Below are 25,450 nucleotides of genomic sequence, written 5' to 3' on the forward strand. Positions count from 1 at the left end.
GTATTATGGGGTTGGTAATATCTTTGGCCTTTTCCATTCACATAAATCATCCAGTGACTACCGTCTCTTCAAAGGCCCTGTGCATGGCAGCCTTGTTTTTCTCTGAAAGCCGTCCAAACCGGCGATCCAATGCGTCTTCCAAGGCCTCTGTCCCGACAATACCGGTAGCCTTTAACAGAGCTCCAAGCATCGTAGTATTGGTTATGGGCAGTCCCAGGACTTCTCTGGCTATGGTATTGGCATCTACCATGGCAAGCCTGCTATCCAGGCCAAAGGTCTCCCTGATCTCAGGCTCCTTCATGCGGGTATTAAGGATGACGATCCCGTCTTCATGCAGCCCCTCTGAGACCTTTACCAAAGAGGGGAGTGCTGAGTCCAGGACTATCACTATGTCCGGACGGTAAACTTTTTCCCTTGTCCGTATAGGGGAATCACTTACCCTTACAAAAGCCGTAACAGGGGCACCCCTCCTTTCCGGGCCGAAGCTGGGAAAGGCTTGTGCGTACTTTCCCTCGTCTATGCCTGCAGTTGCCACGAGCTCAGCCGAGGTAACAGCTCCCTGCCCGCCGCGGCCGTGAAGTCTGACTTCTTTCATTAGCTAAATCTCCCAGTTATGTATTCCGGATATGACGAAGTAGGGCCTATAAAAAAGAAAAAATTTTACGTAAGTGGTTGGTAAAATCCTTCAGATAGTTTGTTAACACGTTGGTTTTTGCCTTGTCAAGGCCCTGATTTATGAGCCGGGGCTAATTTTGACCCTCAAGGGTATTCAATTTCTTATTAAGCCGGCAGAGAACTGTGCGGACCTGTCTGGATCCTCCGCCCAACGCCTCGGCCTGTCGTCCGAGCTTTACTGCTGTTTCCCGGTCATGTGTCTCTTCAAGGTAGCCAAGGGCCAGAAGTGCCATGGACTCCGAATCTTCATGGTTATTTTTTATGGCCTGCTGCCAGGCCGTCTTGGCGTCCTGCCATCGATTAAGGATCCTGTAAGCCTTGCCGAGTATTCGGAAGATGGCCCCTGGTACCGGTTGGCCAGGTTTGTCTACAAAAGGACTGAGAACATCCAGGGCCTCTTTTGCCCGGTTTGATTCAATGAGCACTTCGGCCATACGGCCTGCCAAGCGCAGATCGCCCGGTTTCAGTGCATAGGCCCTTTTCAGGGCCTTTTCAGCGCTTCCGAGATCTCCTCTCTGGAAATAGATGCCACCAAGGTTATAAAGGGCCATAAAATTTTCAGGAGCGGAATTTACGGCCCTGGAAAAGGCATCAATGGCCTCCTTCGTCCTTCCCAGTTCTGCAAGACAAACTCCCAGGCTATTAAGCAGATTGGTGTTTGAGGGCTCGATCTTGAGACCACGCCTGTAGCTCCTGCAGGCACCTGGCAGATCTCCCCAGGAAAGGATTTCGTCTCCCCTGACGTTCCAGGTCAAGCTGTCATGGATGGCCACTGAACCGTTCCCCAACATATCCGCATGCATAAAGGCCCACAGGGCCGCCACCGGTGCCCGAGATGGACCTGCTGCAGGCTGATAGCTGGCAGCAATGCCTATGGTTGATGGCGTACTCTGGGCAGCAGTGCATAGTCTCTGTATCTCATTACCCCACCGGATCAGGTCAGGTTCCCGGCTCTTTTTGCCAAATTTTCTGATCAAAAAGGCATTATCCCTTCCCCCCGAAATAAATACTCCATCCGGTCCCAAGACATCTTTAAGATCATGGGGTGCAGGTCTAACATAAGCAACGGCACATTTTGAGCTGCCCTTGACGGCCTTTTTTACCTGATCAAGCCTTGATCTGAGCCCTTCAAGACCCAGTCGGTCTTCAAGAGCTTTTAAATCACTTGTGCAAAAAATTGCAGTACCCAGTTCCTCAGCCAACCTTTCAAGACCGTGGATATCCTCCCTTACCTGACTGATATCAAAAGGCTCTGAGACAAAGTGACCATAAGCTTTCGATATCAGTATCCTCATTGTCCGGGCCTTTGAAATCAACCGCCCGAGGCCGAAAGAGAGTTTTTTTTCGTCTGCCCCGGGCAGAAGTATCCAGAACTCCCCTGGATTTCCCCCCAGCCATTCAGGATCAGAATGTCTCCAGAGCATCGAGCACAGTTCAATCACACTTTCAGGACTGCAGTAATCGGCATTTGCACGGGGCCTTTGCAAGAGATGCAGCAAGGAGGCTGAAGACTTCTCTTTTTTATAAATAGCTTCCAAAGTAAGACTTACATATGGAGGAATTTCCCCTGGCCTTGAAAAAGAGGACTTCAATCGCAGGATCTCGAGTCTATTTTCTACCCAGGACTGCAGAACAGGAAGCCACCTTTCAGCTTCTTCCGGTCCGATGGAGTTTTCTACTCTAAATAACACCAGAGTGCCGAGGGTAGTTTGTTGCTTGGTGGTGGCTGATCGGTCTCTTATGGGGATCAGGACCTGCTGTCCTATCCGGTCCCAAAACCCCTTTAATTCAGACAGGGCCTGAGAGGCCCTCTGTCTCTGGCGCTCTGAAAGTTTGGCTGGCGGAAGGCCGTCAACATGGTCAGAAATGGGGCAGAATATCCATTCTGAAAAGGAAAAAATTTCACCAAGCAATTTAATGACCCGGTCACCCAGCCGTTCAAGGTCTGCTGGGACCAGGCGAAATACAGGATCAGTCATTTGTTAATATTATCCAAACTAAGCAATTAGCTATTAGCGGTTAGCTATTAGCTATTAGCTATTAGCTTAATGATTACGGAATATTTTGCTATTACAAACTTTCACCCTGTTGAATGCAGCTTCGCTGCCCCCTTTGGGGATTCAACAGGGTGAACCCATTGGGTATTTCCTGTTTAACGTAATGCCCTGATTTTTCAAAGCTAAATGCTAATGACTAACAGCTAATCGCTCAACTTAAGTATTATTCACTGGGTAACTATTTACTCAGCCTTGCATGGGCCGAGGCCACTGCCTGTGCAATAATCCCGTAGTCTTCTTCCTGAACCGTCCTGATGTCCATAAGCACACGGTCTTCTTCGATCCTCACGATCACAGGCGGTTCGTTTTTGCGCAGCTCGGCCTCGATGCGCGCAGCAGAAAACGCCTTGTTTTCCGGAGCAAGGGCTACGGCCATTGACTTAAGCTGCTGCAGAGGCAAAGCACCACCCCCGACACGGGAAATGGTCTCTACTGTATTTATCGATATGCCGGTGAGTTTCAAGGCCCTTAGTCGCCTTTGCAGCCGTCTTGCACGGGATTTCAGCTCATCACGGGAAAGGCACAACATGTTGAGCGTGGGAATGACCCTAACCGCCCGCTCCGGATCCTGATAGAGTCTCAGGACCCCTTCCAGGGCCACAAGGGTGAGCTTGTCTATCCGGACCGCCCTGTTCATGGGGTTTTCCTTTATCCGGTCAACAAATTCCTTTTTCCCGATAATGATCCCTGCCTGTGGTCCGCCCAGGAGTTTATCACCACTGAAGCTCACCAGGTCCGCCCCGGCAGCCAGCGCCTCCTGGACCGTGGGCTCATGCATTATTCCATATCTTGAGAAGTCTATGAAGTTGCCGCTGCCCAGGTCTTCAAATACCGGGATGCCGTATCTTCCACCAAGTTCAGCCAGATCTGAGACGGATACGGCCATGGTAAAGCCTACCATCTGAAAGTTGCTCTGATGGACTTTGAGGAGAAGTGCGGTCTGTTCCCCTATGGCAGACTCATAGTCCCTCAAATGGGTGCGGTTTGTGGTCCCGACCTCCCTCAGGACGGCCCCGCTTTTTGTCATCACGTCAGGAATGCGGAAGGAACCGCCTATTTCCACCAGTTCACCCCTGGAGACGATTACCTCTCTGCCCCCGGCCAGGGTTTCCAGTGTGATGAGGACTGCGGCGGCGTTGTTGTTCACTATAAGGGCCGACTCCGCCCCGGTAAGTCCACAGAGCAATTCTTCTACGTGGCTGTATCTGCTTCCCCTCATCCCTTTTTCCAGGTTATACTCCAAATTTGAGTACCGGCCTGCTACATCAAGCAAGGCCTGAGAGATCTCTTTCGGGAGAAGTGAACGTCCGAGATTTGTATGTATCACTACGCCTGTGGCGTTGACTACCGGCCTTAAGGAGGGCCTGAGCAAGGATGTCACACGCATTTCGATCTGTTTTTTTATGTTTTTATATTTTACTGATTCGGGATCAGGTTCCTGTGAGGACAGGATATATGAGCGCAGACTGTCAAGGACGTCTCTGCAGGCATTTACCTTGACCATTCGAGGAACTTTATTGGATAATGTCTGTATCAGTTCGTCAACCTTGGGAAGCTTCCTTAAGAGTTCTTGCTGAGATTGAGAATAACCCATGTTGCGTCTCTCTTTAATCTGGATTGATAAGACCAGGGATGCCTGGCTCAAGGCCGGCATCGAGCATTATATAGAAAAGATCGAGCATTACATTCGTGTGCAGGTCCTCCAGGTCCGGGGTGTAGGCTTTGCCCGGAATATGAGGCCTGACGAGGTCATGAAGCGCGAGGCCAAATCCATTACAAAGGTCCTGCCAAAAGGGGGTTTTACAGTCGCTCTGGACGTAAAGGGCCGGATGTTGGATTCCCCCGGACTCGCAGAGTTGCTGACAGATCTGGAGGCAAGAGGGATTAAAGACATGGCCATGGTGATAGGCGGGGCTTCGGGGCTTGCACCGGAAATAATCAAGAGGGCGGATGAGAGCTTGTCTCTCTCCCCGATGACCTTTACACACGACATGGCAAGACTAATCCTGGTTGAGCAGATCTACAGGGCCTGCACCATCAATGCCGGCGAGCCCTATCACCATTGAAAGATGAACGTCCAAATTGAAAGATGAACGTCCAACATCGAACATCGAACGTCCAACATCGAATGAAAAACAAACATCCAATACCGAACACACAACAGCTATTTCCGTTTCTTCATCTTTTCCCATTCAAAATTCGATGTTGGACGTTCGATGTTCGATGTCCATTTTTTTTAAACCTTGAACCCTGAACCTTTGAACCCATGCCTATAATTCATTCATGCCTCCACTACAGAGGTTACCTCGGGGATTTCACTCTTAAGATATCTCTCAATCCCTGACTTGAGTGTTATCTGGCTCAGGGCACAGCCCTTGCAGGCTCCGGTGAGAGTGACCCTGACTATCCCGCTTTTTTCATCTACTTCCACCAGTTTTACATCCCCGCCGTCCCGCTGCAACATAGGGCGCACCTTGTCCAGTGCTTTTTGTACTCTGTCTTTCATGATCTGTATTATTCTCCTTTTATTTTTCAGCCAGTGCCAGGATATCCCCACGCGTAAACAGCGCTGAAAGTTCATATCCGGCATTGCTCAGGGCCTTTCTTCCACCTTCCTCTCGATCAACAACAGTGAGTATCCGGGCCACTTCGTAACCTTCCTCCCTCGTCCTCTCAATTGCCTTTATGAGGGTTCCGCCAGTGGTAACCACGTCTTCGACAAGGGCCACCTTGCTACCAGGGGAAATGTTGGATTTTCCTTCTATCCAGGACCCGGTACCATGTCCTTTTGCTTCTTTTCGGATAATAAAGGCAGGGATGGGTCTCCCTTCAATAAAGCTCACCACGGAGACTGCTGTGACCAGCGGATCGGCCCCCAGGGTCATTCCACCGACCCCTGAAATGCCTATGCCGGACTGCAGAATGCAATTGTACAGCAGCTTGCCGCATAGATATGCCCCCTCTGCAGAGAGCGTGGTCTGCTTGCAGTCTATGTAGAAGTCGCTCTTTTTCCCGGAGGTCAACCTGAAGGTCCCTTCTCTGTATGAGAGTTCAAATATCATCCGTCCGAGTCTTTCCCAGTCTTTCCGAATCATTGCTCAGCACCAAAGACCCGCTCAAATACGGTTTTCACATGTTTAAGATGGTAATTTATGTCGAATACGGCCTCAATTTCTTCCGGGGCCAAGTACTTGGCCAGGTCTTGGTCCGCCAGGAGTCTTTCCTTGAAAGTGCCGGTTCCTTCCCATACCTCCATGGCCCGTTTCTGGACGATTCTGTAAGACTCCTCCCTGCTGACGCCCTTCTGTGTGAGCATAAGCAACACCTGTTGGGAGAATATGAGCCCCTTGAGCATGTTCAGATTATGCTCCATCCTGTCTGGATATACTATCAAGTGATCCAATATTCCGGTAAAACGGCCCAAAATAAAATCTGTCACAATAAAGGCATCAGGGCCGATCACACGTTCAACTGATGAGTGGCTTATGTCCCGCTCGTGCCAAAGTGTTACGTTCTCAAGGGCCGGGACCGCATAGGAACGTACCAGCCGGGCAAGGCCGCAGAGGTTTTCCGACAGGATCGGGTTCCTCTTGTGCGGCATGGCCGAGGAGCCCTTTTGCCCCGGCCTGAAGTACTCTTCCGCCTCCAGCACCTCTGTTCGCTGAAGATGGCGCACCTCGGTTGCCATCTTCTCAACAGAGCTTGCCAGCACTGCCAAGGTGCAGAACACATCTGCGTACCTGTCCCGTTGTATTATCTGGTTGGAGGCAGGGGCGGGCTTAAGACCCAGGTGTTTGCATACATGGGATTCCACCCTGGGATCCACGTGGGCAAACGTGCCGACAGCCCCTGATATCTTGCCATAGGAAATCGTCTCCTTTGCATCCTCAAGACGCCTGCGGTTCCTCTGCATCTCATCATACCAGACGGCAAGCTTCAGGCCAAAGGTGATGGGCTCCGCATGGATACCGTGAGACCTCCCTATCATCACGGTGTCTCTGTGTTCAAAGGCACGTCTTTTTATGACGTCCATCAGTAAGTCCACGTCATCAAGGATGATTTCCATGGCCTGCCTGAATAATACGGCCATTGCCGTGTCCAGCATGTCGGATGACGTAAGGCCCCAGTGCAGATACCGGGCAGACGGACCTATGTGCTCTCCTACGTTTGTAAGAAAGGCAATCACATCGTGACGTGTCTTTTCCTCGATCTCGGCTATCCGTTCCGGCTCAAAGGCGGCCCTGGCCCTTATGTCCTCTGCAGCCTCTTTCGGTATTACTCCGAGCTCAGCCCATGCCTCTGCCGCAAGGATCTCTACCTCAAGCCAGGTCTTGTATTTGTTCTCCGGGGTCCAGATGGCCGCCATTCCAGGCCGGCTGTATCTATCTATCATAAAAAATCCCTGTTATAGTTCAGATTCCAATGCCCCTTCCTGTGCCCCAAGGCCCGGTATCTATATACGAGACAAGACCTCGCTGTGGAAGAGGCTGTTTTATTGTAAACCGATTACAGGGTGCTTCTTTTTCCAACATGCTCTCGCCCCTTGTTTTCTGAGGCTTTTGCAGCCCGGGACCCTCCCCGTTCTCCTTCGCTGCGCTCCGGAGCCGGGGTATCCAGTTCTGCAAAAGCCAAAAAAACTACAAGGGCTAACGCAAATCGTTTCCAAAAGAAGCACCCTGTAATCGGTTTAAGTCCATTGTGCTTCGGAGTTGCCATCAGCACCCTGCCGCAGGAGCGGTTTGCCTTTTGCAGGGTTTCAACCGCGGGCCGGATTGCACTGCCTCTCCGGTCCGCGATGAGTGAGCTTTGAAACCCTGAAAAAGGTAACCGCTTCAAGGCAGGATATAACAGGTTCACCGAATATTTACCGCGCTTTTTTCTGTTTTTCAAATTATTCGCCTTAGAACATTATGTGACACATAACGAGCGCCATCAGAATTCCTGTCATATCTGCAAGCAGGGCAGCCGCTACTGCATGCCGGGTCCGAACCACACCGACGGCACCGAAATATACTGCCAGGACATAGAAAGTGGTTTCCGTGGAGCCCTGCATTGTGGAGACCAAAAAGGATGAGAAGCTGTCCGGGGCATGGCTCACTATCTCACTCATGATTCCAAACGCCCCGGAGCCGGAAAGGGGCCGCATAAGGGCCATGGGAAGGGCGTCTGCCGGCATGCCGATCATTGATGTGAGCGGTTGGAACGCTGATACCATAAGGTCAAAAGCACCCGAGGCCCGAAACATCCCGATGGCAACCATGATCATCACAAGAAACGGGATAATCTTTACTGCTACCTGAAATCCTTCCTTTGCACCTGTGGTAGCGGCTTCGTAGACCCTGACACCCCGAAAATAACCAAACAGGAGAAGGCTGCACATAATTACAGGGACCAGCCAGTAGGAGAGGATCTCTCCTGCCAGGTCCCGCCAATCAGTGCCGGCAGTTAGACGAAATACGGCTCCGCCTGCAAAGGCAAGGACGGTCAGTATGACCGCCCACCTGCCGATCCATCCGGGCGGGTTAAGTTCTCCATCGGCTTCTTTTTCTCCATTGCAGACCGCAACAGGGTCCTGTTCCGTATCACCGGGATCTTTGCTTACTGTTTCTATGGGTGTTTTGTGTCTGCTGAAACGAACAAAGGCCTTTGAGGCAATAATGGCCATTGTGGTAGAGCAGATCGTTGCAACAAGCGAAGGAATAAGAATGGAAGCCGGCTCTGCGGCACCGGCGGCCGCCCGCACTCCGATTACGCCCAACGGGAGGATCGTGACGCTCGACGTATTAATCGCCAAAAAAAGACACATCGCATTGGTAGCCTCACCCTTGTTCGGATTCAGCCGGTCTAATTCCATCATCGCCTTGATTCCCATTGGCGTGGCTGCATTGCCGAGTCCCAGGGCATTGGCGGACATATTCATAATCATGGCCGACATGGCCGGATGCTCGGCAGGCACATCAGGAAACAGACGGCACATGACAGGACGGATGGCACGGGCGATCAGACGCATCAAGCCACCGGCTTCAGCGACTTTCATAAGACCAAGCCACAGTGCCATAACCCCGATCAAGCCAATCGCCAGGTTAACGGAATTTTTTGCGGATTCGAACGAAGCATCGACCAGTTGCTTCATTCTGCCGTTGTAGGAGGCGACCACTGTAGCCAGGAGAATCATAAAAAGCCATATCAGATTAATTGCTGCCGGACGTTTTTCCAATGGCTCAATTACCCATAGCCAGGCCGCACTCAAGGACCCTGAATGAGATCCATGGCGAGGTCTGCCGCCCTCTCTGCCGCCCCTGGTTTACCCAGGGCATTTTTTACCTCTTTCAGATCCCTGATCATATTCTCCATTGCGGCTTTGTCCCCGAAAAGAGACAGTACCTCATGAGAGAGCCGCCCGGCACTGACATCCCCCTGGAGTATCTCGGGTACTACCCGGCGTCCTGCCACCAGGTTTACAAGGGACACAAAAGGGACTTTTACGAGACATCTTCCCAGAAAATATGTAACAGGGGACACCATGTAGGTGACCACCATGGGAGTGCCCAGAATAGCGGCCTCAAGGGTGACTGTCCCTGAGGCCGCAAGTATCAGGTCGGAAGCGGCTATGGCATCATAGGTCTGGCCCCTCACCATTCGAATAATCGGGTGGTCGGGTGATCCATCCGTCTGTGTTCGTCTGTGCTGGTCCGTGGTCACTGACTCGGTAACCTGATAAATAAATGGTTCCAGAGTTCCGGGATCAAGCGATGGTGCAAGCGGTAGCACAAACTGGACATCCCGCCCGTCTTTAAGCATCCTCCGGGCAGCACCTGCCATCACGGGAAATAACCTCGAGACCTCGCTCTTTCGACTGCCAGGGACGAGTCCTATTACCGGCCTTTCCGGATTGAGTCCCGCCTTTTTGCAAAACTCGCTTCTGGAGACCCGGGCCTTGACCACGTCAAGAAGGGGATGGCCTACAAATCTCGCTTTCATGCCGTGAGACCTGAAAAAGGCCTCCTCAAACGGCAAAATGACAGCCATTCGATCTGTCAGACGGCGAAGCTTTTTCAATCTGCCCTTACGCCAGGCCCATACCTGGGGACTTATATAGTAAAAAACGGGAATACCCAGCTTCTTTGCCTTGGCGGCCACCTGGAGGTTAAACTCCGGATAATCTATAAGAATGAGTAAATCCGGTCTCTCTTTGCGCAGCCAGTCTGTAGTACGGCCAAAGGCCCTTAAAATCGGCCCAATATGACCGGCGACCTCGACCACACCAACCACCGCAAGCTCAGAGCTTGAAAAAAGAAGCTCCAGCCCTGCCTCCTCCATTTTCGGGCCACCTATGCCTACAAATCTTGCCTGTGGAAGCCTGGTCTTAAGGGCACGGATGAGGTTTGAACCATGAAGGTCGCCAGAGGGCTCCCCGGCTATGATAAATACCTGCACCCACTAATTCCTGGTTTCATCTCTGCCAAATTTCTGATTTCCAACTTCAAGTTTCAAGGTATTAAGCCCTTGCATAATCCGGGCATTTATATCCAGGGCAAGCTTGAGCGCCTTCCTTCCCGCCTCTCCTGTAACTTTGGGTTTTTCAAGGCCCTGCACTGCTCTTACGAATGACACGAGTTCATCATAGAGCATGTCTGTCCCCTCGTGGGTCTTGAATTCAGGTCTGATGGCAGCCATTGGGCCTGCGCTTAAGTCTCTGGTAACAATCAGGCTCTTGCGCTCCGCGCAATCCGCAGATATATATGCCCCTGGCTGAAATACCCTGATTCTGCGCATATCCTGGAGAGAAATACGGCTTGCCGTAAGATTTGCAGTGCATCCATTCTCGAAGATGAGCCGCGCGTTTGCAATATCCACCTTTTGAGTAAGTACCGGCACACCCACTGCCCTTATCTCTTTAAGAGGCGAGCTTACCAGGGCCAGGATTATCTCCAGATCGTGAATCATCAGATCCAGGACCACATCCACGTCAGTGGCCCTGTCCTTAAATCCGCTCAGCCTGTGGACCTCTATAAAGAGGGGATGCGTCACCTTTGCCTCAAGCACCTTTATGGCAGGATTAAATCGCTCCAAATGGCCCACCTGGAGTATCAAACCCTTCTCTGCTGCCAGGCCAATGAGCTCATCCGCTTCGTCCACAGTGGCAGAGATGGGCTTTTCAATCATGCAGTGCACACCATGGGAAAACAGTATCTTGGCAACTTCGTGATGATGAATAGTGGGAACTACCACCGATGCCGCATCGATCCTGCCTATCACCTCATGTATATCTGTGCAGGCCCTGGTCCCCGCCTCCTTTGCCACCTCCTGTGCACGCTCAAGAGACAGATCCACGACTCCAACCAGATCCACTCCCTCCATCTGCGCATACTTCTGTGCATGAAATCGCCCCAGATATCCCGCTCCTATAACCGCTGTCCGAATCAATGCCCTGTATCTCCTTTAACGCCAACCACGGCTATTGACGACCTGTCAGCCGTATCAATGGTAGAATCCCTGTCAAAAAACAGTGTGCGGCCGGCCTCCACGGCCAGGACAGACGCCTTGACCCGAACCATCTGCTCAATGGTTCCGGCCCCCACGGAAGGAAGGTCAAACCTGGTGTCCTGTGCGGGTTTACAGACCTTTATCACCACCGCATCCGGCCCGCCCAGCTGCCCGCCCCTCCGGATTGTCCGGTCCGTACCTTCAATCGCCTCAACGGCCAGCACGGTACGGTCCTTGACTACCAGGCACTGGCCTATGTCAAGGCGCCCTATCTCCCTTGCGAGCCTCCAGCCGAAATGAATATCTTTCCACTGGCTCTCTGAGGGCTTGCAGCGGGTCAACACGCCGGAGGGGACAAGCAGCTCTTTCAAGAAAAAAGTGGAGGGAAGAACCCGGATGCCTTCCTGTTCAAGCTCAGCGGCAACGGACCTCAATATCCTGTCGTCCAGCCTGTTGCCCAGGCGTCTCCACAGGTCGATAGCCCTGAGATCAGGGCGGACATCCCTGAATATCCTGGTCTTGGTTATAGAACCCGCAAATATGGCCTCTGATGCCCCTGCTTTTTTTAGCGTCTTTATAAGCTTGCCCAACTGCCCCAGGTAAACCCATTCAATTTGATCCACCTCCTCTGAAAGCAGGGCATCCGTTTCCCCGTTATGAGCTATTGCCACTACCCTGCGGCCCTGTTTCCTGGCGGCCCTGGCGCATAACAGCGGGAACTGCCCTCCCCCTGCCACGAGCCCCAAAGGATGATCCTGCATCAAAGTTCTTCTTCTCCATTGGAGGCCATGGGCACGCCCCTTCTGGAAGACCTGATGAATACGGTAAATCTCTTCACCTCGGGCATGCCTCCAAAACGGACCTCCACTGCATCAAGGGCTTCACTTACCACATCATTCCCTTGAAACACCATTCTATAAGTATCCCTCAAGGCCTCGATGACCTCCCTTGGAAACCCGTGCCGTCTCAACCCGACCATATTCAGGCCATAGAGATGATCCCTTTGACCCCAGTACTTCACATAAGGAGGTATATCCTTATTTACGCCTGACATGCCGCCCAGAAAGGCATAGGCCCCGATTCGGCAGAACTGATGTATGGCCGACAGTCCACCAATGATGACGTGCTCTCCTATCTCCACATGTCCCCCGAGAGTAACCCCGTTTGCCATGATCACATTGTCTCCGACTTTGCAGTCGTGTGCCACATGACAATAAGCCATGAGCAGGCACTGCCTTCCGACTCTCGTAACGCCGCCTCCGCCGTGAGTCCCGCGGTGGACTGTGACGAATTCCCTGATTATGGTCCGGTCGCCGATCTCGACCCTCGTGGGCTCGCCACCGTACTTCAGATCCTGGGGAGGGGCGCCAATAGAGGCAAACTGGAAAACCTTCGTCTTTTCTCCGAGTCGAGTCCGGCCCTCTATTATGGCATGCGGGCCTATTTCAGTCTCCGGCCCCAATTCGACTTCAGGCCCTATAACCGCATAAGGCCCTATCTTTACTCCTTCCGCAATTTCCGAATCAGGAGAAATTATGGCTGTCGGGTGTATATCTCTCTCGATAATCATCAGATTGTCCAATATCGAAACTGGAAATTAGAAATTAGAAATTAGGTAATGAATCTACATCTTTGTGTTTTCCCCAATTTCCAATTTCCAGTTTCCAGTTTCACTGCAAAATACAAGATCAACAAAGTGTAAACTACTTTTGACTCGCCGTGAAGGATGCCGAATTTATTGAATGGCTGCTATAAGTACAGCCTCGGCCGCAACCTTATCATCGACGGATGCAGTACCTTCCATTTTCCACACCATGGATTTGCGTTTTATGAGTTTCAGTTCCATAATCAACTGGTCGCCGGGCACAACTGACCTCCTGAATCGCACCCCATCCATCCCTGCAAACACCAGCAGCTTACCCTCAAGACCCTCGGGGTCGGTATTCTTGGCAAAAATGATCCCTGTCTGGGCCATGGCCTCCAGGATAAGGACCCCGGGCATAATAGGCTCTCCGGGAAAGTGTCCCTGAAAAAAGGGCTCGTTTATAGTAACGTTCTTAAACGACTTGATGCTTGCACCCGGCTCAAGGCTTAAAACCCGGTCAACCAACAGGAACGGATACCTGTGAGGCAAGAGGGCAGATATCTCTTGTATTCGGAGTTGGCTATGCATCTTTTCCATTTCCCTCTCCTAATAATTTGTCTTCAAGTCTGTCTATGCGTCCTTTAAGATCGCGGACCTCTTTTACCAGTTCCGGAAGGCGCTTGAGGGCGCTTCCGACCCTTAACCACAACCTGTGAGGCATTGCAGGAGTCCCTGAGACCGCCTCACCGGCTGCCACGCTTCTGGAAACTCCTGATTGCGCACCTACCATGACCCGATCTCCCAATTCTATGTGGCCCACTAAACCGACCTGCCCTCCCAGCACTACTCCCCTGCCCAGACGGGTACTCCCTGAAACACCGACCTGGGCCACAATCAAAGACCCGGCACCTATAGACACGTTGTGGCCAACCTGTACCAGATTGTCAATCTTGGTGCCACGGCCTATGCGGGTCTCTCCCAGGGCTGCCCTGTCTATGGTGCAATTGGCGCCTATCTCTACATCGTCCTCTATCACTACAATGCCAATCTGGGGAATCTTTACATGGTATTCGCCACGCCTGGCATAACCGAAACCGTCGCTTCCGATCACCGTCCCTGCATGTACTGCCACCCTTTTACCAATGCGGCAGCCCTCATAAACTACCACATTGGGATACAAGGTCGTTCCTTCCTCAATACATACATCATTCCCCACATACACTCCGGGATGGAGTGTCACATACGGGCAAATATGCACACAATCACCTATGTACACTCCGGGATATATACTGACATTCCGGTCTATTTCACATCCCGAGCCCACATGGGACTCTGAACTCACTCCCAGGGCACTGAAGGGCTTATCCGAAAATGCAGATGCTGTTAAGGCATAGGCGAGATACGGATCTTCAACCAGAACAGAGGGACGATCCAGCGGGTAAGGCCAGTCCTTTGGAAGTATCATGGCCCCTGCCCTGCTCCTTTCCACGTCTTCCCTGTAACGGGGTCCGGCAGCAAAGCTTATTTCGTCCGGACCCGCAGCCGTCAGGGCCTGAATACCTGATACAGGAAAATCCCCTGGTCCTTTCAGGTCTCCTTTGATCAAGAGCGCTATTTCTCCGAGGGTCTTCATGGTCCATCAGTCAATAAATCATGCAATTCAGAAGCTTCCTCCCATCCTGAACTCCCAATTGCTTGTGTCATCCCCTTCCTCTTTATCTATATTGTAGCCCCATTCTATGCGAAGAGGTCCCATGGGAGAAAGCCACCTCACGCCAAAACCCACGGACTTGCGTAAATCGCTCAGGTCATAAGCGCTGTCTTTTTTCCAGACATTCCCCATGTCCAGGAAGCATACCCCGTTCAGACCCATGTTTTTCAATATGGGGAAAATGGTCTCAATCTGTGTAAAACCCATGTATTCACCGCCAATGCGATCTCCTGTATCCGGATCAACAGGACTTATACGACCATACTTGAAACCCCTGACAGAGTCTATTCCGCCCAGGAAAAATTTTTCATAGATAGGAAGTTTGCCGTTGCCTCCCTCGGAAACGTATCCGATTCCACACCTCAAGTGACCGATGACGGCCTTCCAGATGGGATGATAATATCCGATATTGCCTTCCAGTTTGACAAAAGCGCTGTCACCACCCAGGAGTCCTCCTGCATATTCAAGCGAGGCCTTGCTGTTCCAGCCATGAGCAGGATTGTAGTAGTCGTCTCTTGTATCATAGGTGAAACCGGTGCTTATAGACCTGGTGGTATGGATATCAAGTGAGTCCAATATGATTGTTGAGGCATTATCAGAATAGTCCGAAATATCAGTATCATCCATTCTCAACTTAACAAACATGCTGAGATCGTCAGTCAGAGGATAGCCAAAGCGCACCGCACCTCCCTTGCTGTCCTTTGTGTAATCATCATACTCGTACTGCCAATTGTATAGTTCAGCACCCAATAACAGCCTGGTATCCCTGAAATAGGGCTCTACAAAATTCAGTGAATATCGATTGGTCTCCGAGCCAATTACACCCCTGAAGCTCAGAGACTGACCCTTCCCAAGAAAATTCCTCTGGCTGATCTCCCCCATGAGCATTAAATTTTCCACTGAACTGTATCCTGCCCCTATGCTGAAGGTGCCTGTAGGCTGCTCCTTGACCTCTACCTTGAGGTCCATATATTCCTCGCTGCTCCCTTTACTGGGAATGAGATTTACATCCTCAAAATAACCCAACCTCTTCAGCCTCTGAGTACTCTTCCTGAATCCGGAAGCACTGAAGGGCTCAAGCTCTTTGACCCTGAGCTCCCTCCTGATGACCTTATCTCTGGTCCTTGTATTCCCGACTATTTCTATCCGCTCAAACTTCACACTCGGTCCCGTATTGACCAGCAACGTTATGTTTACCAGCTTTTTCTCCCGGTCCTTTTCGATCCTCGGAGTAATATCGGCATAAGCAAAACCTTCATCTGCATACAGATCCGTAAGTTTCAATATATCCTGGCGAAGTATCTGCTGGCTGAAAAAAGGCTCCTGAGTGATCTTGAGCTCGCTTAAGAGCATTTCTTTATCCTTGAAAAAATCCTCCTCTATGCCTACCCGACCCACTCCATAGCGACTTCCCTCTTCTATTGGAATCGTGATATAGAGCCAGGCACCTTCCCTCCGGATCGCAGGTCGGCCCACTTTGGCATCCACGTAACCATGATTGTGGTAATAGGCTGCAATCCTTCCCAGATCTCTCTCCAGGGCATCCTCCTTCAAGACCGCCTGATCCCCCTTAAACAGGGCCACGATATTGCTCCAGGAAGGAATCCAGAGAGGTCTTTTTTCAGATGTCTCCAGCAAGCCTTTTAATTCCTTGTCTGAAAAGGTATGGTTACCCTGGAATTCGATGGCCTTGACGCGGGCCTGCTCTCCTTCCGTAATCTCGAAGACCACATCGGCTGCCTGCTCTGATACCGGCTCTACTGAGGCCAGAATATTGGTTCCGATATAACCCTTTTCCATATACAGGGCCTTGATCTTCTCGGCATTTTCCTGGAGGGTCTTTTCCTGAACAACAGTATATGGCTTAAGATCTATTACCTCACGAATCTTTTCCTCTGAAATTTCTTTATTGCCGGAAAATTTTATTTGCCTTATGGCAGGCTTTTCTTTCAGTATGAAGGTCACTATGCGACCTGAAGGGCTTTCGCTGACATCCACCTGCACGTCATTGAAATAACCCATCTTATATATGCTCTTAATATCGGAGGCGATAATCTTGGGGTCGAAGAGATCGCCTGCCCTGGTCATTGTCACCTGCAGGATCGCATCGGTATCCACCCTCCTGTTACCACTGACATATACCTCAGCCACCAGGTAAGGTGCGGCCAGAACCCTTATCATCTCGGCCTCCATCTGGTCCAGAAGCGTACCGATCTCGTGCCTGTCACCTTTAGCAAAGAGGATCTCAGGTTTACTGTCAGCATCCTTCAGGTCAAGGAGCCTCAAATTCAGGCCCAGCCACTCTCCAAGGCAGCTAATACTCCCATAGAATACAAACTGGACCTGTTGGGCCTTTCCGTCCTTAATGACATCATCCAAAGACTCGGGCGGCCTGTCTTTTGACAGAAGCACCGTATATCCATGAGACTCAAGACGTCTGGAAAGTCCGTCCCGTATCTTATCTGCCAGGAAGTACGTATCTTTTGGCCCGTAATAAGCCAGGGAGGCCCCGAGAATGGTTGCAGATGGACGGGAAATGCTCCCCATGGTACCAGAGATCAAAATAAATTGAAAACACAGAGATAAGACAAGACATATGACAGACAAATAAAATGATCTGCACGTAAAGACTGCCGGTCTTCGCATGACATTAGGGGTTTTCATTTACTCTTTTCCGCTTCATTGTGTCATCTAAAACTCAGGATATACGTCCCACGCCAAAATCCTGAAGCTCAGAGGCATTGAGCTCAACAGCCCGGCCCTCTGCCAAACCGATACATCGGTCCATACGGCTTGCCAATGCCAGATTATGGGTGACAATCACCACGGTTGTACCGTAGCGTCTGTTTAAAGCAAAGATCAATTCCGCGGTCTTCTCTCCGGTCCTTTCATCGAGATTTCCTGTAGGTTCGTCAGCAAGCAGCAACTTTGGTTTTTTTACCATGGCCCTTGCCAGTGCCACCCGCTGCCGCTCACCACCTGAGAGCTGACCAACGCGGTAATCAAATCTCTTCTCAAGCCCGATTTCAGCCAGTATATCTTTTGCCATTTCCATGGACTTGGGCCTGGATGCCCCGGACACAAGACATGGCATCATAACATTCTCAAGGGCGGAAAACTCCGGCAAGAGGTGATGAAACTGAAAGACAAATCCAAGTTCTTCATTGCGGAACCTGGAAAGTCTGGTATCACTCCAGGAAAACACATTCTCTCCAAAGTGCAGAACCTTGCCGCCGGTGGGACAATCCAGAGTGCCCATTATGTGAAGAAAGGTGGTCTTACCGACCCCTGAAGCCCCAACCACCCCGACAATTTCACCGGAGTAAATAGAACACCTGAGATCCTTCAGCACCTCCACCCTGAGCCCATTGTTCACGAATGTCTTTCTAAGGCCATCAATTTTCAAAACCGGAGTTTCATCACCCAGCCTGAGAGAAGATGAAGGTTCTCTGCCATCAGCAGACCTTAATGGTGTTTTTTGAGCTTCAGCCATGTTAATAAAATAAAACAGGTCTAAAATGGGCTCCAGTGATAACAAATAAGACTATCTCAATCAAGTAAAACATATAATTATAACTATTGAGTTAGCTCCGTTTCGATATATAGTCTTTGATTATTGGATAATCATCCCTTGTCCCTCCAATGCTCTCATCCCTTGTTTTCTGAGGCTTTTGCAGCATGGGACCCTCCCTGCTCTCCTCCGCTGCGCTCCGGAGCCAGGGTTTCCCATACTGCAAAAGCCAGGAAAACTGCGGGACTTCCGCAAGTCACTCCAAGGGATAATCATCCAATAATCCGTTACAATTAGCATATGATGCGGAGCTAACTCAATAGTCATAACATATAAATGGATTTTAGTTTGACACCCGGGCTTGCTGCTGTTAACCAGAAATCATTACTCAAGGAGGATGCTTTAATTATGTCCAGGCTGCCTGTGCTCTTCGGTCTCCATAACCATCAACCCCTCGGCAACTTCCACCATGTTATAGAGAGATTGACCTGTACATGTTATCGTCCTTTTCTACAGGCCGTCTCCAGGGCTCGTTGGCTTTCACTTTCCATCCATGTCAGCGGAACCCTTCTTTCCTGGTGGGAAGACAACGACACTTCAATTATCGACCTCATAGGCGGCATGGCAGATGAAGGGCAGGCAGAGCTTTTAGGCGGCGGTTTTTATGAACCGGTCCTTGCCAGCATATCCAGGAAGGACAGAAAAGAGCAAATACTGAAGCTCAGTGAATACCTTGAGCGGCGTTTCGGGCAACGTCCCAAAGGACTCTGGCTGACAGAGAGGGTATGGGAAAACCAGATAATTGAGGATCTGATAGATTCGGGGATCCAGTTTGTCATCGTAGATGACCGGCACTTCCTTGTAACGGGTTTCCATAAAGAAGATCTCCACGGCTACTATCTGACAGAATCTGGCGGAAAGACCCTGGCAGTTTTCCCAATAGATGAGACCCTGCGTTATCTTATCCCTTTTCTGCCAATGAACGAGCTTGAGGCATACTTGAGGCAGGTTGCTGCAAGAGGGAAAATGGCTATTTATGCAGACGATGGTGAGAAATTCGGCGCCTGGCCAGGGACTCGCAAATGGGTTTACGAAGACGGATGGCTTGAGAACTTTCTTGAGTCCGCTTCCCGCTGGAAGGAAGAATTTATTGACTGGACCACATTTTCACAGGTCATGGACAAGGTGCCTGCATCAGGTATCTGCTATCTTCCTGACGCATCCTATGAGGAGATGGAGCAGTGGGCCCTACAGGCAGACAGCATTCTGAAGCTGCAGGAGTTGATAAAGTCCCTGGGTCCGGAAGCCAAAGAGGCCTACAGGCCCTTTTTGCGTGGAGGACACTGGAAAAATTTCTTTGTAAAGTACCCTGAATCAAACCACATGCATAAACGGGCCGCGGCTTTGAGCCGGATGAGCCTTAATGCCCGCTCACTCGACAGACAGGCCAGGGACTGTATCCTTTCAGCCCAGTGTAATGACGCCTATTGGCATGGTATCTTCGGCGGCCTCTATCTTCCGCATTTAAGAAATGCCGTGTGGCAATCAATACTGAAGGCCGAGGCCAGACTCCGCAGAAGACAGGACCTCTCAATAGAGGAATCGGATATTAATAAAGACGGCCTCAAGGAGGTAATCGTTTCGTCCGGAGATGTCTGCCTGGTCTTTGAACCGCACTCTGGTGGACAGTTAGTTGAATTCTCCTTGCTCGATCCTCCCAACAACTATGGTAATACCCTGACCAGGAGGCCTGAAGCATACCATCAGGCACTGAGAGAAATCCCGGAGAATGGCGCATACGAAAATAAAGGTGTCTCAAGCATCCACAAGCTTACAAAGGCCGTGGACCAATCCATGCTGGATGAGCTTACATATGATTGGTACAGGAGGAATTCCTTCATAGATCACCTTTTCGACCCAACGGCCGTCCTCGGTGATTTCAAGAAGTGCGATTTCAGGGAATGGGGAGACTTCGCCAATCAGCCCTATAAATACAAGATCGACGCTGGAACTCTTATTTTGGTGAGAGATGGAGGTCTCTATATACCCGGCTCACCCAAAAGGCCCGTTCGTCTGACCAAGAGTTTCATTTTCAAGAACAGGGGCCTGACAATCACTTGCAAATACGCCCTTAAAAACGCTTCTACTGACCATATAAACTGCCGATTCGGTATAGAATGGAATATCTTTCCGGCATTTCTGGCCCTGGGAAACGGGAAAATCCTCATAGAGGGACAAGAACTGGATTTCAGCTCTCCCTGGGAGCAGACAGGGGGCAAGATAACATTTGCGGATCGGGCAACAGGCGCCGAACTCCATATCGAATTTGGCCGGGACAGCACTATCTGGGGATTCCCGGTAAATACCATAGCCCAGTCAGAGAGCGGTTACGAAAAAACAGCCCAGGCCATTTCCATCATGGCCCATCAAGAACTGAGGCTTGACCCCGGAGAGGAACGGCGGCAGAGAATCACCTGGCAGGTAGAGACAGCAGCCCTGAAGAGCGCCTTTTATCCAGGCCCTTAACATCTTCATCTCAGGGCGCATTTACGCGTTGGGGGGCCCGGGATCTTAGCCCTATTTTGAAAGATGAACATCGAACATCGAACGTCCAACATCCAACATCGAATGAAAAACAAACATCCAAGACCGAACAGCCAACAGCTAATGAACTACCCCGCCGCAAGCGGACGGGGTATCTTGAACTGCAAGGAATGCCGCGAGGGGCGGGGAATACAACCCAGAAATGATTCAACATTCGATGTTGGACGTTCGATGTTCGATGTTCATTAGTCCATCCGGCGCAAAAAATAAATCAGCGTTTATGAGGCCTCTCCCCCAACATCTGGATGCGCCCTTCGACTCAGGATATAATTACCCCCCTCTATGCGCAGTCCCATACCCTTTACTACCGCCGCAGATACCGTCTTCCTGGCTGTTGTCAGAATCCGTCCGAAAGTCTGTCTGGAAATGCCCATCCGCAGGGCAGCAGCGCCCTGATCCATCTCCTCTATATCACTCAGACGCAGCGCCTCGAGACCTTCAACAGTAAGGACGACCTCATCAAGAGCACGCAACGGTATGCCCCTCGGCTTAAAATAGGTCACTGCGGGTTCCTGGTCGACTCTTCGCCATTTAGGGGGTCTGGCCATAATTATTCCTCCAACTCAGCCCTTCAGAACTCTTTGCAGGGCCTCAACGCAACGCAAATTCTCCTCAGGGAGACCAACGGTAATCCGGATATGGCTGGGTAAACCATATGCGGTCATTGCCCGCACGATGACCCCCTCCCTGAGCATTTTCTCATAAACACTCTTGGCGTCCCTATCCACGTCTACAAGAATGAAGTTGGTCTCACTGGGCATTACCCTGCATCCTAACTCCTCGATCCTTTCCGTGAGAAAATCCATGCCCTGCCACACGGTATCAACGGTCTTTTTAAGGTACTCCTGGTCATCAAGGGCTGCCAGTGCCCCTACCTGTGCCATGGTGTTGACATTAAAAGGCTGCCGGACCCGCTCCAGGTATTCAGCCACTTCCCTGTCCATAACCCCATAGCCCACTCGAAGTCCGGCCAAACCATAGGCCTTTGAAAAAGTACGAAGGACTATAATCCTCCTGTCCTGCTTCATATACTCAATTGCATCCGGCGTATGCCCAGTCTTCACAAACTCCTTATAGGCCTCATCCAGGACTACAAGGACATGATCCGGGAGGTCTTCCAGAAATGCATCAAAATCTTCCCGGTGAATGACTGTTCCCATGGGATTGTTGGGATTATCCAGAAAGATCAGGCGGGTTTTTGGTGTAACCGCCCGTGACATGCCTTCAAGGTCGTGGCAATACTCTGAAAGAGGAATGACTACGTTGTTCCCCCCTACGGCCTGCACCATTTTGCAATATACCAGAAAGCTCGGATCACTGCTTATGGCTTCATACCCCGGTCGTATGAAAACCCTTGTCAAAAAATCTATCAACTCGTTGGATCCGTTGCCAAGCACTATCTCCCCGGAAGACACTCCCAACAGCCGGGCAAGCTTCTCCTTGAGGTAGTAACCGCTGCCATCAGGATAGCGGTGAAGAGAAGACATGGCACTCCTCATGGTATCCAGGGCCTTTGGTGAAGGCCCTAATGAATTCTCATTAGAGGCAAGCTTGACAGGATCCTCTATACCATACTCCCTTTTGAGTTCCTCCAGGGGCTTACCTGGTGGATAAGGGACTAGACTTGCGAGATATTCCGGGACTTCAAAAAACAAACTTTTTGATTTATCAGGCATATAATGATCCTTAGTGTGAACCTGTACATTCCTAATAACCGTTCACGGGTTCAAGGTTCACCGTTCAGGGTTACTTTTCAAAACTCACGAATCAACAGTTCAAATTTTCGGTGAACCCTGAACCCTAACCCCTGAATCTTGAACCCCTGAACGGTTACCCAAACCCTGACCGGTCTCAGCGGTTTCCGAATACAGTTTATGCTCCTCCAGCCCGAGTTCCGGATTGACTTCCACCCTGATTTCAATACCAAAATTCTTTTCTATGTTGCAGAGTTCTGAACGCTTGCGGTTAAGCAAATATGAGACAACCCGGGGCGACGCCTCCAGCACGAGCCGCCCCTGATTCTTTTCACGACCATCTGCCAGATATGCACTGATTTTTCTCAAATCCGCCAGCGCAATGGCCTCCACAGACCTCACCACCCCTCTTCCATGACAATAGGGACAGGAGCAATAACTGCCCAGTTGGACAGGAGAGCGTATCTTCTGGCGCACCAGTTCAAGCACACCAAACCGTGAAATCCTGGCAATTTCCGTCCTGGCACGATCTCTTTTGAGGCATTTCCTCATGTGCCTTTCCACCTGCTGCCTGTTAGTCCTGTTACGCATATCGATAAAATCCACAATTATTATTCCCCCGAGGTCCCTGAGGCGCAGTTGCCTGGCTATCTCCTCCGCAGCCTCCAAATTGGTCTTCAGCGCCGTTTCCTCTATACCCCTTTCTCTTATACTTTTCCCGGAATTTACATCTATAGACACCAGCGCCTCGGTCGGTTCTATGACAATATATCCTCCGGAACGCAGGCTGACCGTGGATTGATATACCTGATCTATCTTGGCCTCAAGGTCGAAGTGTGAAAAAATGGGGACATCTCCCTGATATAGACGTACAGTTGCTACCTGCCGGGGGGCGATGATGCGAAGAAAGGCCTTTATGTTATCATAGACCTCTTGCCGGTCTACCAGGATCTCCCGCACATCGCTTGTGAGATAATCCCTCAGAAACCGTGTTACCAGATCCCGGTCTCTATAAATCAGGGCCGGGACCTGGGCGGACTGCGCCTTTTTCCTCAAGTTGCTCCAGAGCCGCACCAGGTATCTGAGATCCTTCCGTATTTCAACCTTTGGAACTCCCTCAGCCACTGTCCGGGCGATAAGTCCCACACCTTCCGGCAACTTGCATGACCTCAATATCTGCTTAAGCCTCTGGCGTTCCTCTTCATCCTCTATCTTCCTGGATACACCTACTTGAGCGGTACCCGGCATCAGTACCAGATACCTTGCCGGGATCGACAGATAAGTTGTCACAGCAGATCCCTTTAAATGAGTCTCTTCCTTGACTATCTGTACGAGAATATCCTGGTCCTTTTTCAAGAACTCATGGATACGTTTTCTGTCTTCTGAATATCCATAATATTCAGGGTGTATATCATCCAGGGGCAGATAGGCATTTCTGGAAAGGCCGATATCAACAAAGGCCGCCCGAAGGCTGGGCTCTATCCTTACTATTCGACCTTTATAGAGGTTGCCTCTTGTCTGCGTATGAGAGAAAGTCTCGATATCAAAGGCCTCGAGACGTCCATTCTCCAGAAGAGCAATCCGGCATTCCTCCGGCGCCTCCATGTTGATTATAATCCGGCAATTTCCGTCCAGCCTTGATCTTTCATCTGTTTTCATATCAATTTCTATACACTTCTAAACGCTGATCCTGTCAAAGGTACCGGACCGGAACAATATTTCATAATAAATTAGCCGCCTGCAGCAGAAGCCCTTTAAAATAATGGAAAATCCTTAAGTTATCAAATTACTTTTTGAGCAAAGCCCCTGTCAAGCATGACATTCATATTTCTTAAGAGAGCATGGGCCGACTGAATATCTTGTCATGAAATGGAAATTCATATACGTTTCAACTAAATTTTACCAGGTCCAAATATGTCAGAGAAAAACAAAATACGACTGGCGCTCCTGTGTGGAGGCCACTCTGCTGAAAGAGAGATATCCATTGCAGGGGCACGAGAGGTAGAAAGGGCGCTCGATCCGGGCCGTTACCACATCATGCGCTATGATCCGGCCACAGACCTTGACCGACTTATCAGAGACAGATCGCACCTGGATGTCGCTTTCATCCTTCTCCACGGCCGGTACGGAGAAGACGGCACTATACAGGGTCTTTTGGAACTCATCGGCTTACCTTATCAAGGCTCCGGGGTCCTGGGCAGCGCTTTGGCCATGGACAAACACCTTGCCAAAGTAATCTATCAGGAGGCTGAGATACCCACTGCTCCATGGATTCACCTCCATCGCAGCAACAAGGTGAACACAAAAGAAATCGTAAGCCGCCTGGGGCTTCCGCTCATGGTCAAACCCTGCACCCAAGGATCAAGCGTGGGAATAATCAGGGTAGCGGGTGAAGACAAACTTGGTCCTGCCATAAAAGAAGCATTTCGATGGGATGACAGGATACTGGCTGAATCCTTCATAAAGGGCCGGGAGATTACAGGAGGAATTCTGGGCCTGGATGATCTTTTACCACTCCCTGTGGTTGAAATCATTCCCGGTTCCGGTCATTCCTTCTTTGACTATGATGCCAAGTACTTACCCGGAGCCACCAAGGAGATCTGCCCGGCAGACATACCGGGTCAGGTATCAGAAAAAGCCCAGGCCCTGGCCGTTGCCGCCCACAGAGCCTTGCAGCTCCGGGCTTACAGCCGTACGGATATGATCCTCGCAGATACCGGTAAAATATTCGTTCTGGAGACCAACACAATTCCGGGGATGACCCAGACAAGCCTGTTCCCCCGGGCCGCAGAGGCTGCCGGGATCCCTTTTAGCAGACTGCTTGATCAACTCATTGATATGGCATTATCCGGAACCGTTTAATGCCGCCGGACGAATAAAACAGAAAAAACTGCTCCCGAATACTAAACAAAACAGCCGGATAGATCGATAAAGATAAAAGTATGCGAGGTCAATCATAAATATAAGAGTGCGACTATCCTGACATATGCCTTTTGAAAAGTAAATATTCGGTGAACCCTTTATATCCTGCCTTGAAGCGGTTACCTTTTTCCGGGTTTCAAAGCTCACTCATTGCAGACCGAAAGAGGCAGTGCAATTTGGCCCGCGATCGAAACCCTGCAAAAG

The 25,450-nt window shown here is 50.6% G+C and carries 22 protein-coding genes; 3 read left to right on the top strand and 19 right to left on the bottom strand.

The genetic code is table 11. From position 1 onward, the window contains the following. Nucleotides 1–46: 46 nt before the first annotated feature. The 3 genes from C4B57_02615 to C4B57_02625 form a co-directional block, all read right to left on the bottom strand. Complete coding sequence (locus C4B57_02615) at nt 47–595, bottom strand: pyruvate synthase (protein ID PXF55532.1); 549 nt, start codon at nt 593–595, stop codon at nt 47–49. Between the two features lie 151 nt (nt 596–746). After that, nucleotides 747–2,654, bottom strand: a complete 1,908-nt coding sequence (locus tag C4B57_02620; GenBank protein ID PXF55533.1) for a hypothetical protein — start codon at nt 2,652–2,654, stop codon at nt 747–749. A 256-nt stretch (nt 2,655–2,910) separates the two neighbouring features. After that, nucleotides 2,911–4,326, bottom strand: a complete 1,416-nt coding sequence (locus C4B57_02625; GenBank protein ID PXF55534.1) for an L-seryl-tRNA(Sec) selenium transferase — start codon at nt 4,324–4,326, stop codon at nt 2,911–2,913. Here C4B57_02625 and C4B57_02630 point away from each other — a divergent pair. Further along, on the top strand, nt 4,325–4,798 hold the full coding sequence (locus tag C4B57_02630; protein PXF55535.1) for a 23S rRNA (pseudouridine(1915)-N(3))-methyltransferase RlmH: 474 nt from the start codon (nt 4,325–4,327) through the stop codon (nt 4,796–4,798). The two genes, C4B57_02625 and C4B57_02630, sit on opposite strands and share 2 nt — an antisense overlap. 215 nt (nt 4,799–5,013) lie before the next feature. Here the strand turns inward: C4B57_02630 and C4B57_02635 are convergent, their stop codons facing one another. From C4B57_02635 to C4B57_02695, 13 genes are all read right to left on the bottom strand, one after another. Next, nucleotides 5,014–5,238, bottom strand: coding sequence for a hypothetical protein (locus C4B57_02635; protein ID PXF55536.1), 225 nt, complete (start codon nt 5,236–5,238; stop codon nt 5,014–5,016). 19 nt (nt 5,239–5,257) lie between these two features. Next, nucleotides 5,258–5,827 (bottom strand): orotate phosphoribosyltransferase, encoded by a 570-nt coding sequence (gene pyrE / locus C4B57_02640; GenBank protein ID PXF55537.1) that lies wholly within the window; start codon nt 5,825–5,827, stop codon nt 5,258–5,260. Then, entirely contained in the window at nt 5,824–7,125 is a 1,302-nt protein-coding gene (locus C4B57_02645) for an adenylosuccinate lyase (protein ID PXF55538.1), read from the bottom strand. The genes pyrE and C4B57_02645 overlap by 4 nt, the downstream gene beginning before the upstream one ends. A gap of 113 nt (nt 7,126–7,238) precedes the next feature. Next, complete coding sequence (locus C4B57_02650) at nt 7,239–7,622, bottom strand: hypothetical protein (GenBank protein ID PXF55539.1); 384 nt, start codon at nt 7,620–7,622, stop codon at nt 7,239–7,241. Nucleotides 7,623–7,632: 10 nt separating this feature from the next. Then, nucleotides 7,633–8,949, bottom strand: a complete 1,317-nt coding sequence (locus C4B57_02655) for a spore maturation protein (protein PXF55626.1) — start codon at nt 8,947–8,949, stop codon at nt 7,633–7,635. A 29-nt stretch (nt 8,950–8,978) separates the two neighbouring features. Then, the gene (locus C4B57_02660) at nt 8,979–10,169 is read right to left on the bottom strand and encodes a lipid-A-disaccharide synthase (GenBank protein ID PXF55540.1); all 1,191 of its coding nucleotides are present in this window, start codon (nt 10,167–10,169) and stop codon (nt 8,979–8,981) included. A gap of 3 nt (nt 10,170–10,172) precedes the next feature. Further along, nucleotides 10,173–11,159, bottom strand: coding sequence for a UDP-N-acetyl-D-glucosamine dehydrogenase (locus C4B57_02665; protein ID PXF55541.1), 987 nt, complete (start codon nt 11,157–11,159; stop codon nt 10,173–10,175). After that, complete coding sequence (locus C4B57_02670; GenBank protein ID PXF55542.1) at nt 11,156–11,980, bottom strand: DUF1009 domain-containing protein; 825 nt, start codon at nt 11,978–11,980, stop codon at nt 11,156–11,158. The genes C4B57_02665 and C4B57_02670 overlap by 4 nt, the downstream gene beginning before the upstream one ends. Continuing rightward, complete coding sequence (locus tag C4B57_02675; protein PXF55543.1) at nt 11,980–12,789, bottom strand: acyl-[acyl-carrier-protein]--UDP-N-acetylglucosamine O-acyltransferase; 810 nt, start codon at nt 12,787–12,789, stop codon at nt 11,980–11,982. Before C4B57_02675 ends, C4B57_02670 begins: the two co-directional genes overlap by 1 nt. A gap of 165 nt (nt 12,790–12,954) precedes the next feature. Beyond that, nucleotides 12,955–13,401, bottom strand: a complete 447-nt coding sequence (fabZ, locus tag C4B57_02680; GenBank protein PXF55544.1) for a 3-hydroxyacyl-[acyl-carrier-protein] dehydratase FabZ — start codon at nt 13,399–13,401, stop codon at nt 12,955–12,957. Continuing rightward, nucleotides 13,385–14,437 (bottom strand): UDP-3-O-(3-hydroxymyristoyl)glucosamine N-acyltransferase, encoded by a 1,053-nt coding sequence (gene lpxD, locus C4B57_02685; GenBank protein PXF55545.1) that lies wholly within the window; start codon nt 14,435–14,437, stop codon nt 13,385–13,387. The genes fabZ and lpxD overlap by 17 nt, the downstream gene beginning before the upstream one ends. 27 nt (nt 14,438–14,464) lie before the next feature. Further along, entirely contained in the window at nt 14,465–17,179 is a 2,715-nt protein-coding gene (gene bamA, locus C4B57_02690; GenBank protein PXF55546.1) for an outer membrane protein assembly factor BamA, read from the bottom strand. Between the two features lie 34 nt (nt 17,180–17,213). Further along, the gene (locus tag C4B57_02695; protein ID PXF55547.1) at nt 17,214–18,008 is read right to left on the bottom strand and encodes a hypothetical protein; all 795 of its coding nucleotides are present in this window, start codon (nt 18,006–18,008) and stop codon (nt 17,214–17,216) included. A 354-nt stretch (nt 18,009–18,362) separates the two neighbouring features. On the opposite strand from C4B57_02695, the gene C4B57_02700 reads away from it, so the two are divergent. Then, nucleotides 18,363–20,552 (top strand): 4-alpha-glucanotransferase, encoded by a 2,190-nt coding sequence (locus tag C4B57_02700; GenBank protein PXF55548.1) that lies wholly within the window; start codon nt 18,363–18,365, stop codon nt 20,550–20,552. Between the two features lie 296 nt (nt 20,553–20,848). Here the strand turns inward: C4B57_02700 and C4B57_02705 are convergent, their stop codons facing one another. From C4B57_02705 to C4B57_02715, 3 genes are all read right to left on the bottom strand, one after another. Beyond that, nucleotides 20,849–21,178, bottom strand: a complete 330-nt coding sequence (locus C4B57_02705) for a hypothetical protein (protein ID PXF55549.1) — start codon at nt 21,176–21,178, stop codon at nt 20,849–20,851. A gap of 15 nt (nt 21,179–21,193) precedes the next feature. Continuing rightward, a complete protein-coding gene (locus tag C4B57_02710) occupies nt 21,194–22,306 on the bottom strand; it encodes a histidinol-phosphate transaminase (protein ID PXF55550.1) in 1,113 nt (370 codons plus the stop codon). Between the two features lie 99 nt (nt 22,307–22,405). Further along, nucleotides 22,406–23,983, bottom strand: coding sequence for a ribonuclease (locus C4B57_02715; protein PXF55551.1), 1,578 nt, complete (start codon nt 23,981–23,983; stop codon nt 22,406–22,408). Between the two features lie 255 nt (nt 23,984–24,238). Here C4B57_02715 and C4B57_02720 point away from each other — a divergent pair, with 255 nt between their 5' ends. Beyond that, entirely contained in the window at nt 24,239–25,186 is a 948-nt protein-coding gene (locus C4B57_02720) for a D-alanine--D-alanine ligase (protein ID PXF55552.1), read from the top strand. Nucleotides 25,187–25,450 lie beyond the last annotated feature (264 nt).

It is taken from the genome of Deltaproteobacteria bacterium, from assembly GCA_003194485.1.
Lineage (GTDB): Bacteria > Desulfobacterota > Dissulfuribacteria > Dissulfuribacterales > UBA3076 > UBA3076.

What these genes read in the sequence shown, in the direction of transcription:
- C4B57_02630 (PXF55535.1), top strand. Translation starts at nt 4,325, where the DNA reads ATGTTGCGTCTCTCTTTAATCTGGATTGATAAGACCAGGGATGCCTGG.
- C4B57_02715 (PXF55551.1), bottom strand. Translation starts at nt 23,983, where the DNA reads ATGAAAACAGATGAAAGATCAAGGCTGGACGGAAATTGCCGGATTATA.
- lpxD (PXF55545.1), bottom strand. Translation starts at nt 14,437, where the DNA reads ATGAAGACCCTCGGAGAAATAGCGCTCTTGATCAAAGGAGACCTGAAA.
- C4B57_02620 (PXF55533.1), bottom strand. Translation starts at nt 2,654, where the DNA reads ATGACTGATCCTGTATTTCGCCTGGTCCCAGCAGACCTTGAACGGCTG.
- C4B57_02695 (PXF55547.1), bottom strand. Translation starts at nt 18,008, where the DNA reads ATGGCTGAAGCTCAAAAAACACCATTAAGGTCTGCTGATGGCAGAGAA.
- C4B57_02705 (PXF55549.1), bottom strand. Translation starts at nt 21,178, where the DNA reads ATGGCCAGACCCCCTAAATGGCGAAGAGTCGACCAGGAACCCGCAGTG.
- bamA (PXF55546.1), bottom strand. Translation starts at nt 17,179, where the DNA reads ATGAAAACCCCTAATGTCATGCGAAGACCGGCAGTCTTTACGTGCAGA.
- C4B57_02675 (PXF55543.1), bottom strand. Translation starts at nt 12,789, where the DNA reads ATGATTATCGAGAGAGATATACACCCGACAGCCATAATTTCTCCTGAT.
- pyrE (PXF55537.1), bottom strand. Translation starts at nt 5,827, where the DNA reads ATGATTCGGAAAGACTGGGAAAGACTCGGACGGATGATATTTGAACTC.
- C4B57_02670 (PXF55542.1), bottom strand. Translation starts at nt 11,980, where the DNA reads ATGCAGGATCATCCTTTGGGGCTCGTGGCAGGGGGAGGGCAGTTCCCG.
- fabZ (PXF55544.1), bottom strand. Translation starts at nt 13,401, where the DNA reads ATGGAAAAGATGCATAGCCAACTCCGAATACAAGAGATATCTGCCCTC.
- C4B57_02700 (PXF55548.1), top strand. Translation starts at nt 18,363, where the DNA reads ATGGATTTTAGTTTGACACCCGGGCTTGCTGCTGTTAACCAGAAATCA.
- C4B57_02645 (PXF55538.1), bottom strand. Translation starts at nt 7,125, where the DNA reads ATGATAGATAGATACAGCCGGCCTGGAATGGCGGCCATCTGGACCCCG.
- C4B57_02615 (PXF55532.1), bottom strand. Translation starts at nt 595, where the DNA reads ATGAAAGAAGTCAGACTTCACGGCCGCGGCGGGCAGGGAGCTGTTACC.
- C4B57_02635 (PXF55536.1), bottom strand. Translation starts at nt 5,238, where the DNA reads ATGAAAGACAGAGTACAAAAAGCACTGGACAAGGTGCGCCCTATGTTG.
- C4B57_02625 (PXF55534.1), bottom strand. Translation starts at nt 4,326, where the DNA reads ATGGGTTATTCTCAATCTCAGCAAGAACTCTTAAGGAAGCTTCCCAAG.
- C4B57_02710 (PXF55550.1), bottom strand. Translation starts at nt 22,306, where the DNA reads ATGCCTGATAAATCAAAAAGTTTGTTTTTTGAAGTCCCGGAATATCTC.
- C4B57_02720 (PXF55552.1), top strand. Translation starts at nt 24,239, where the DNA reads ATGTCAGAGAAAAACAAAATACGACTGGCGCTCCTGTGTGGAGGCCAC.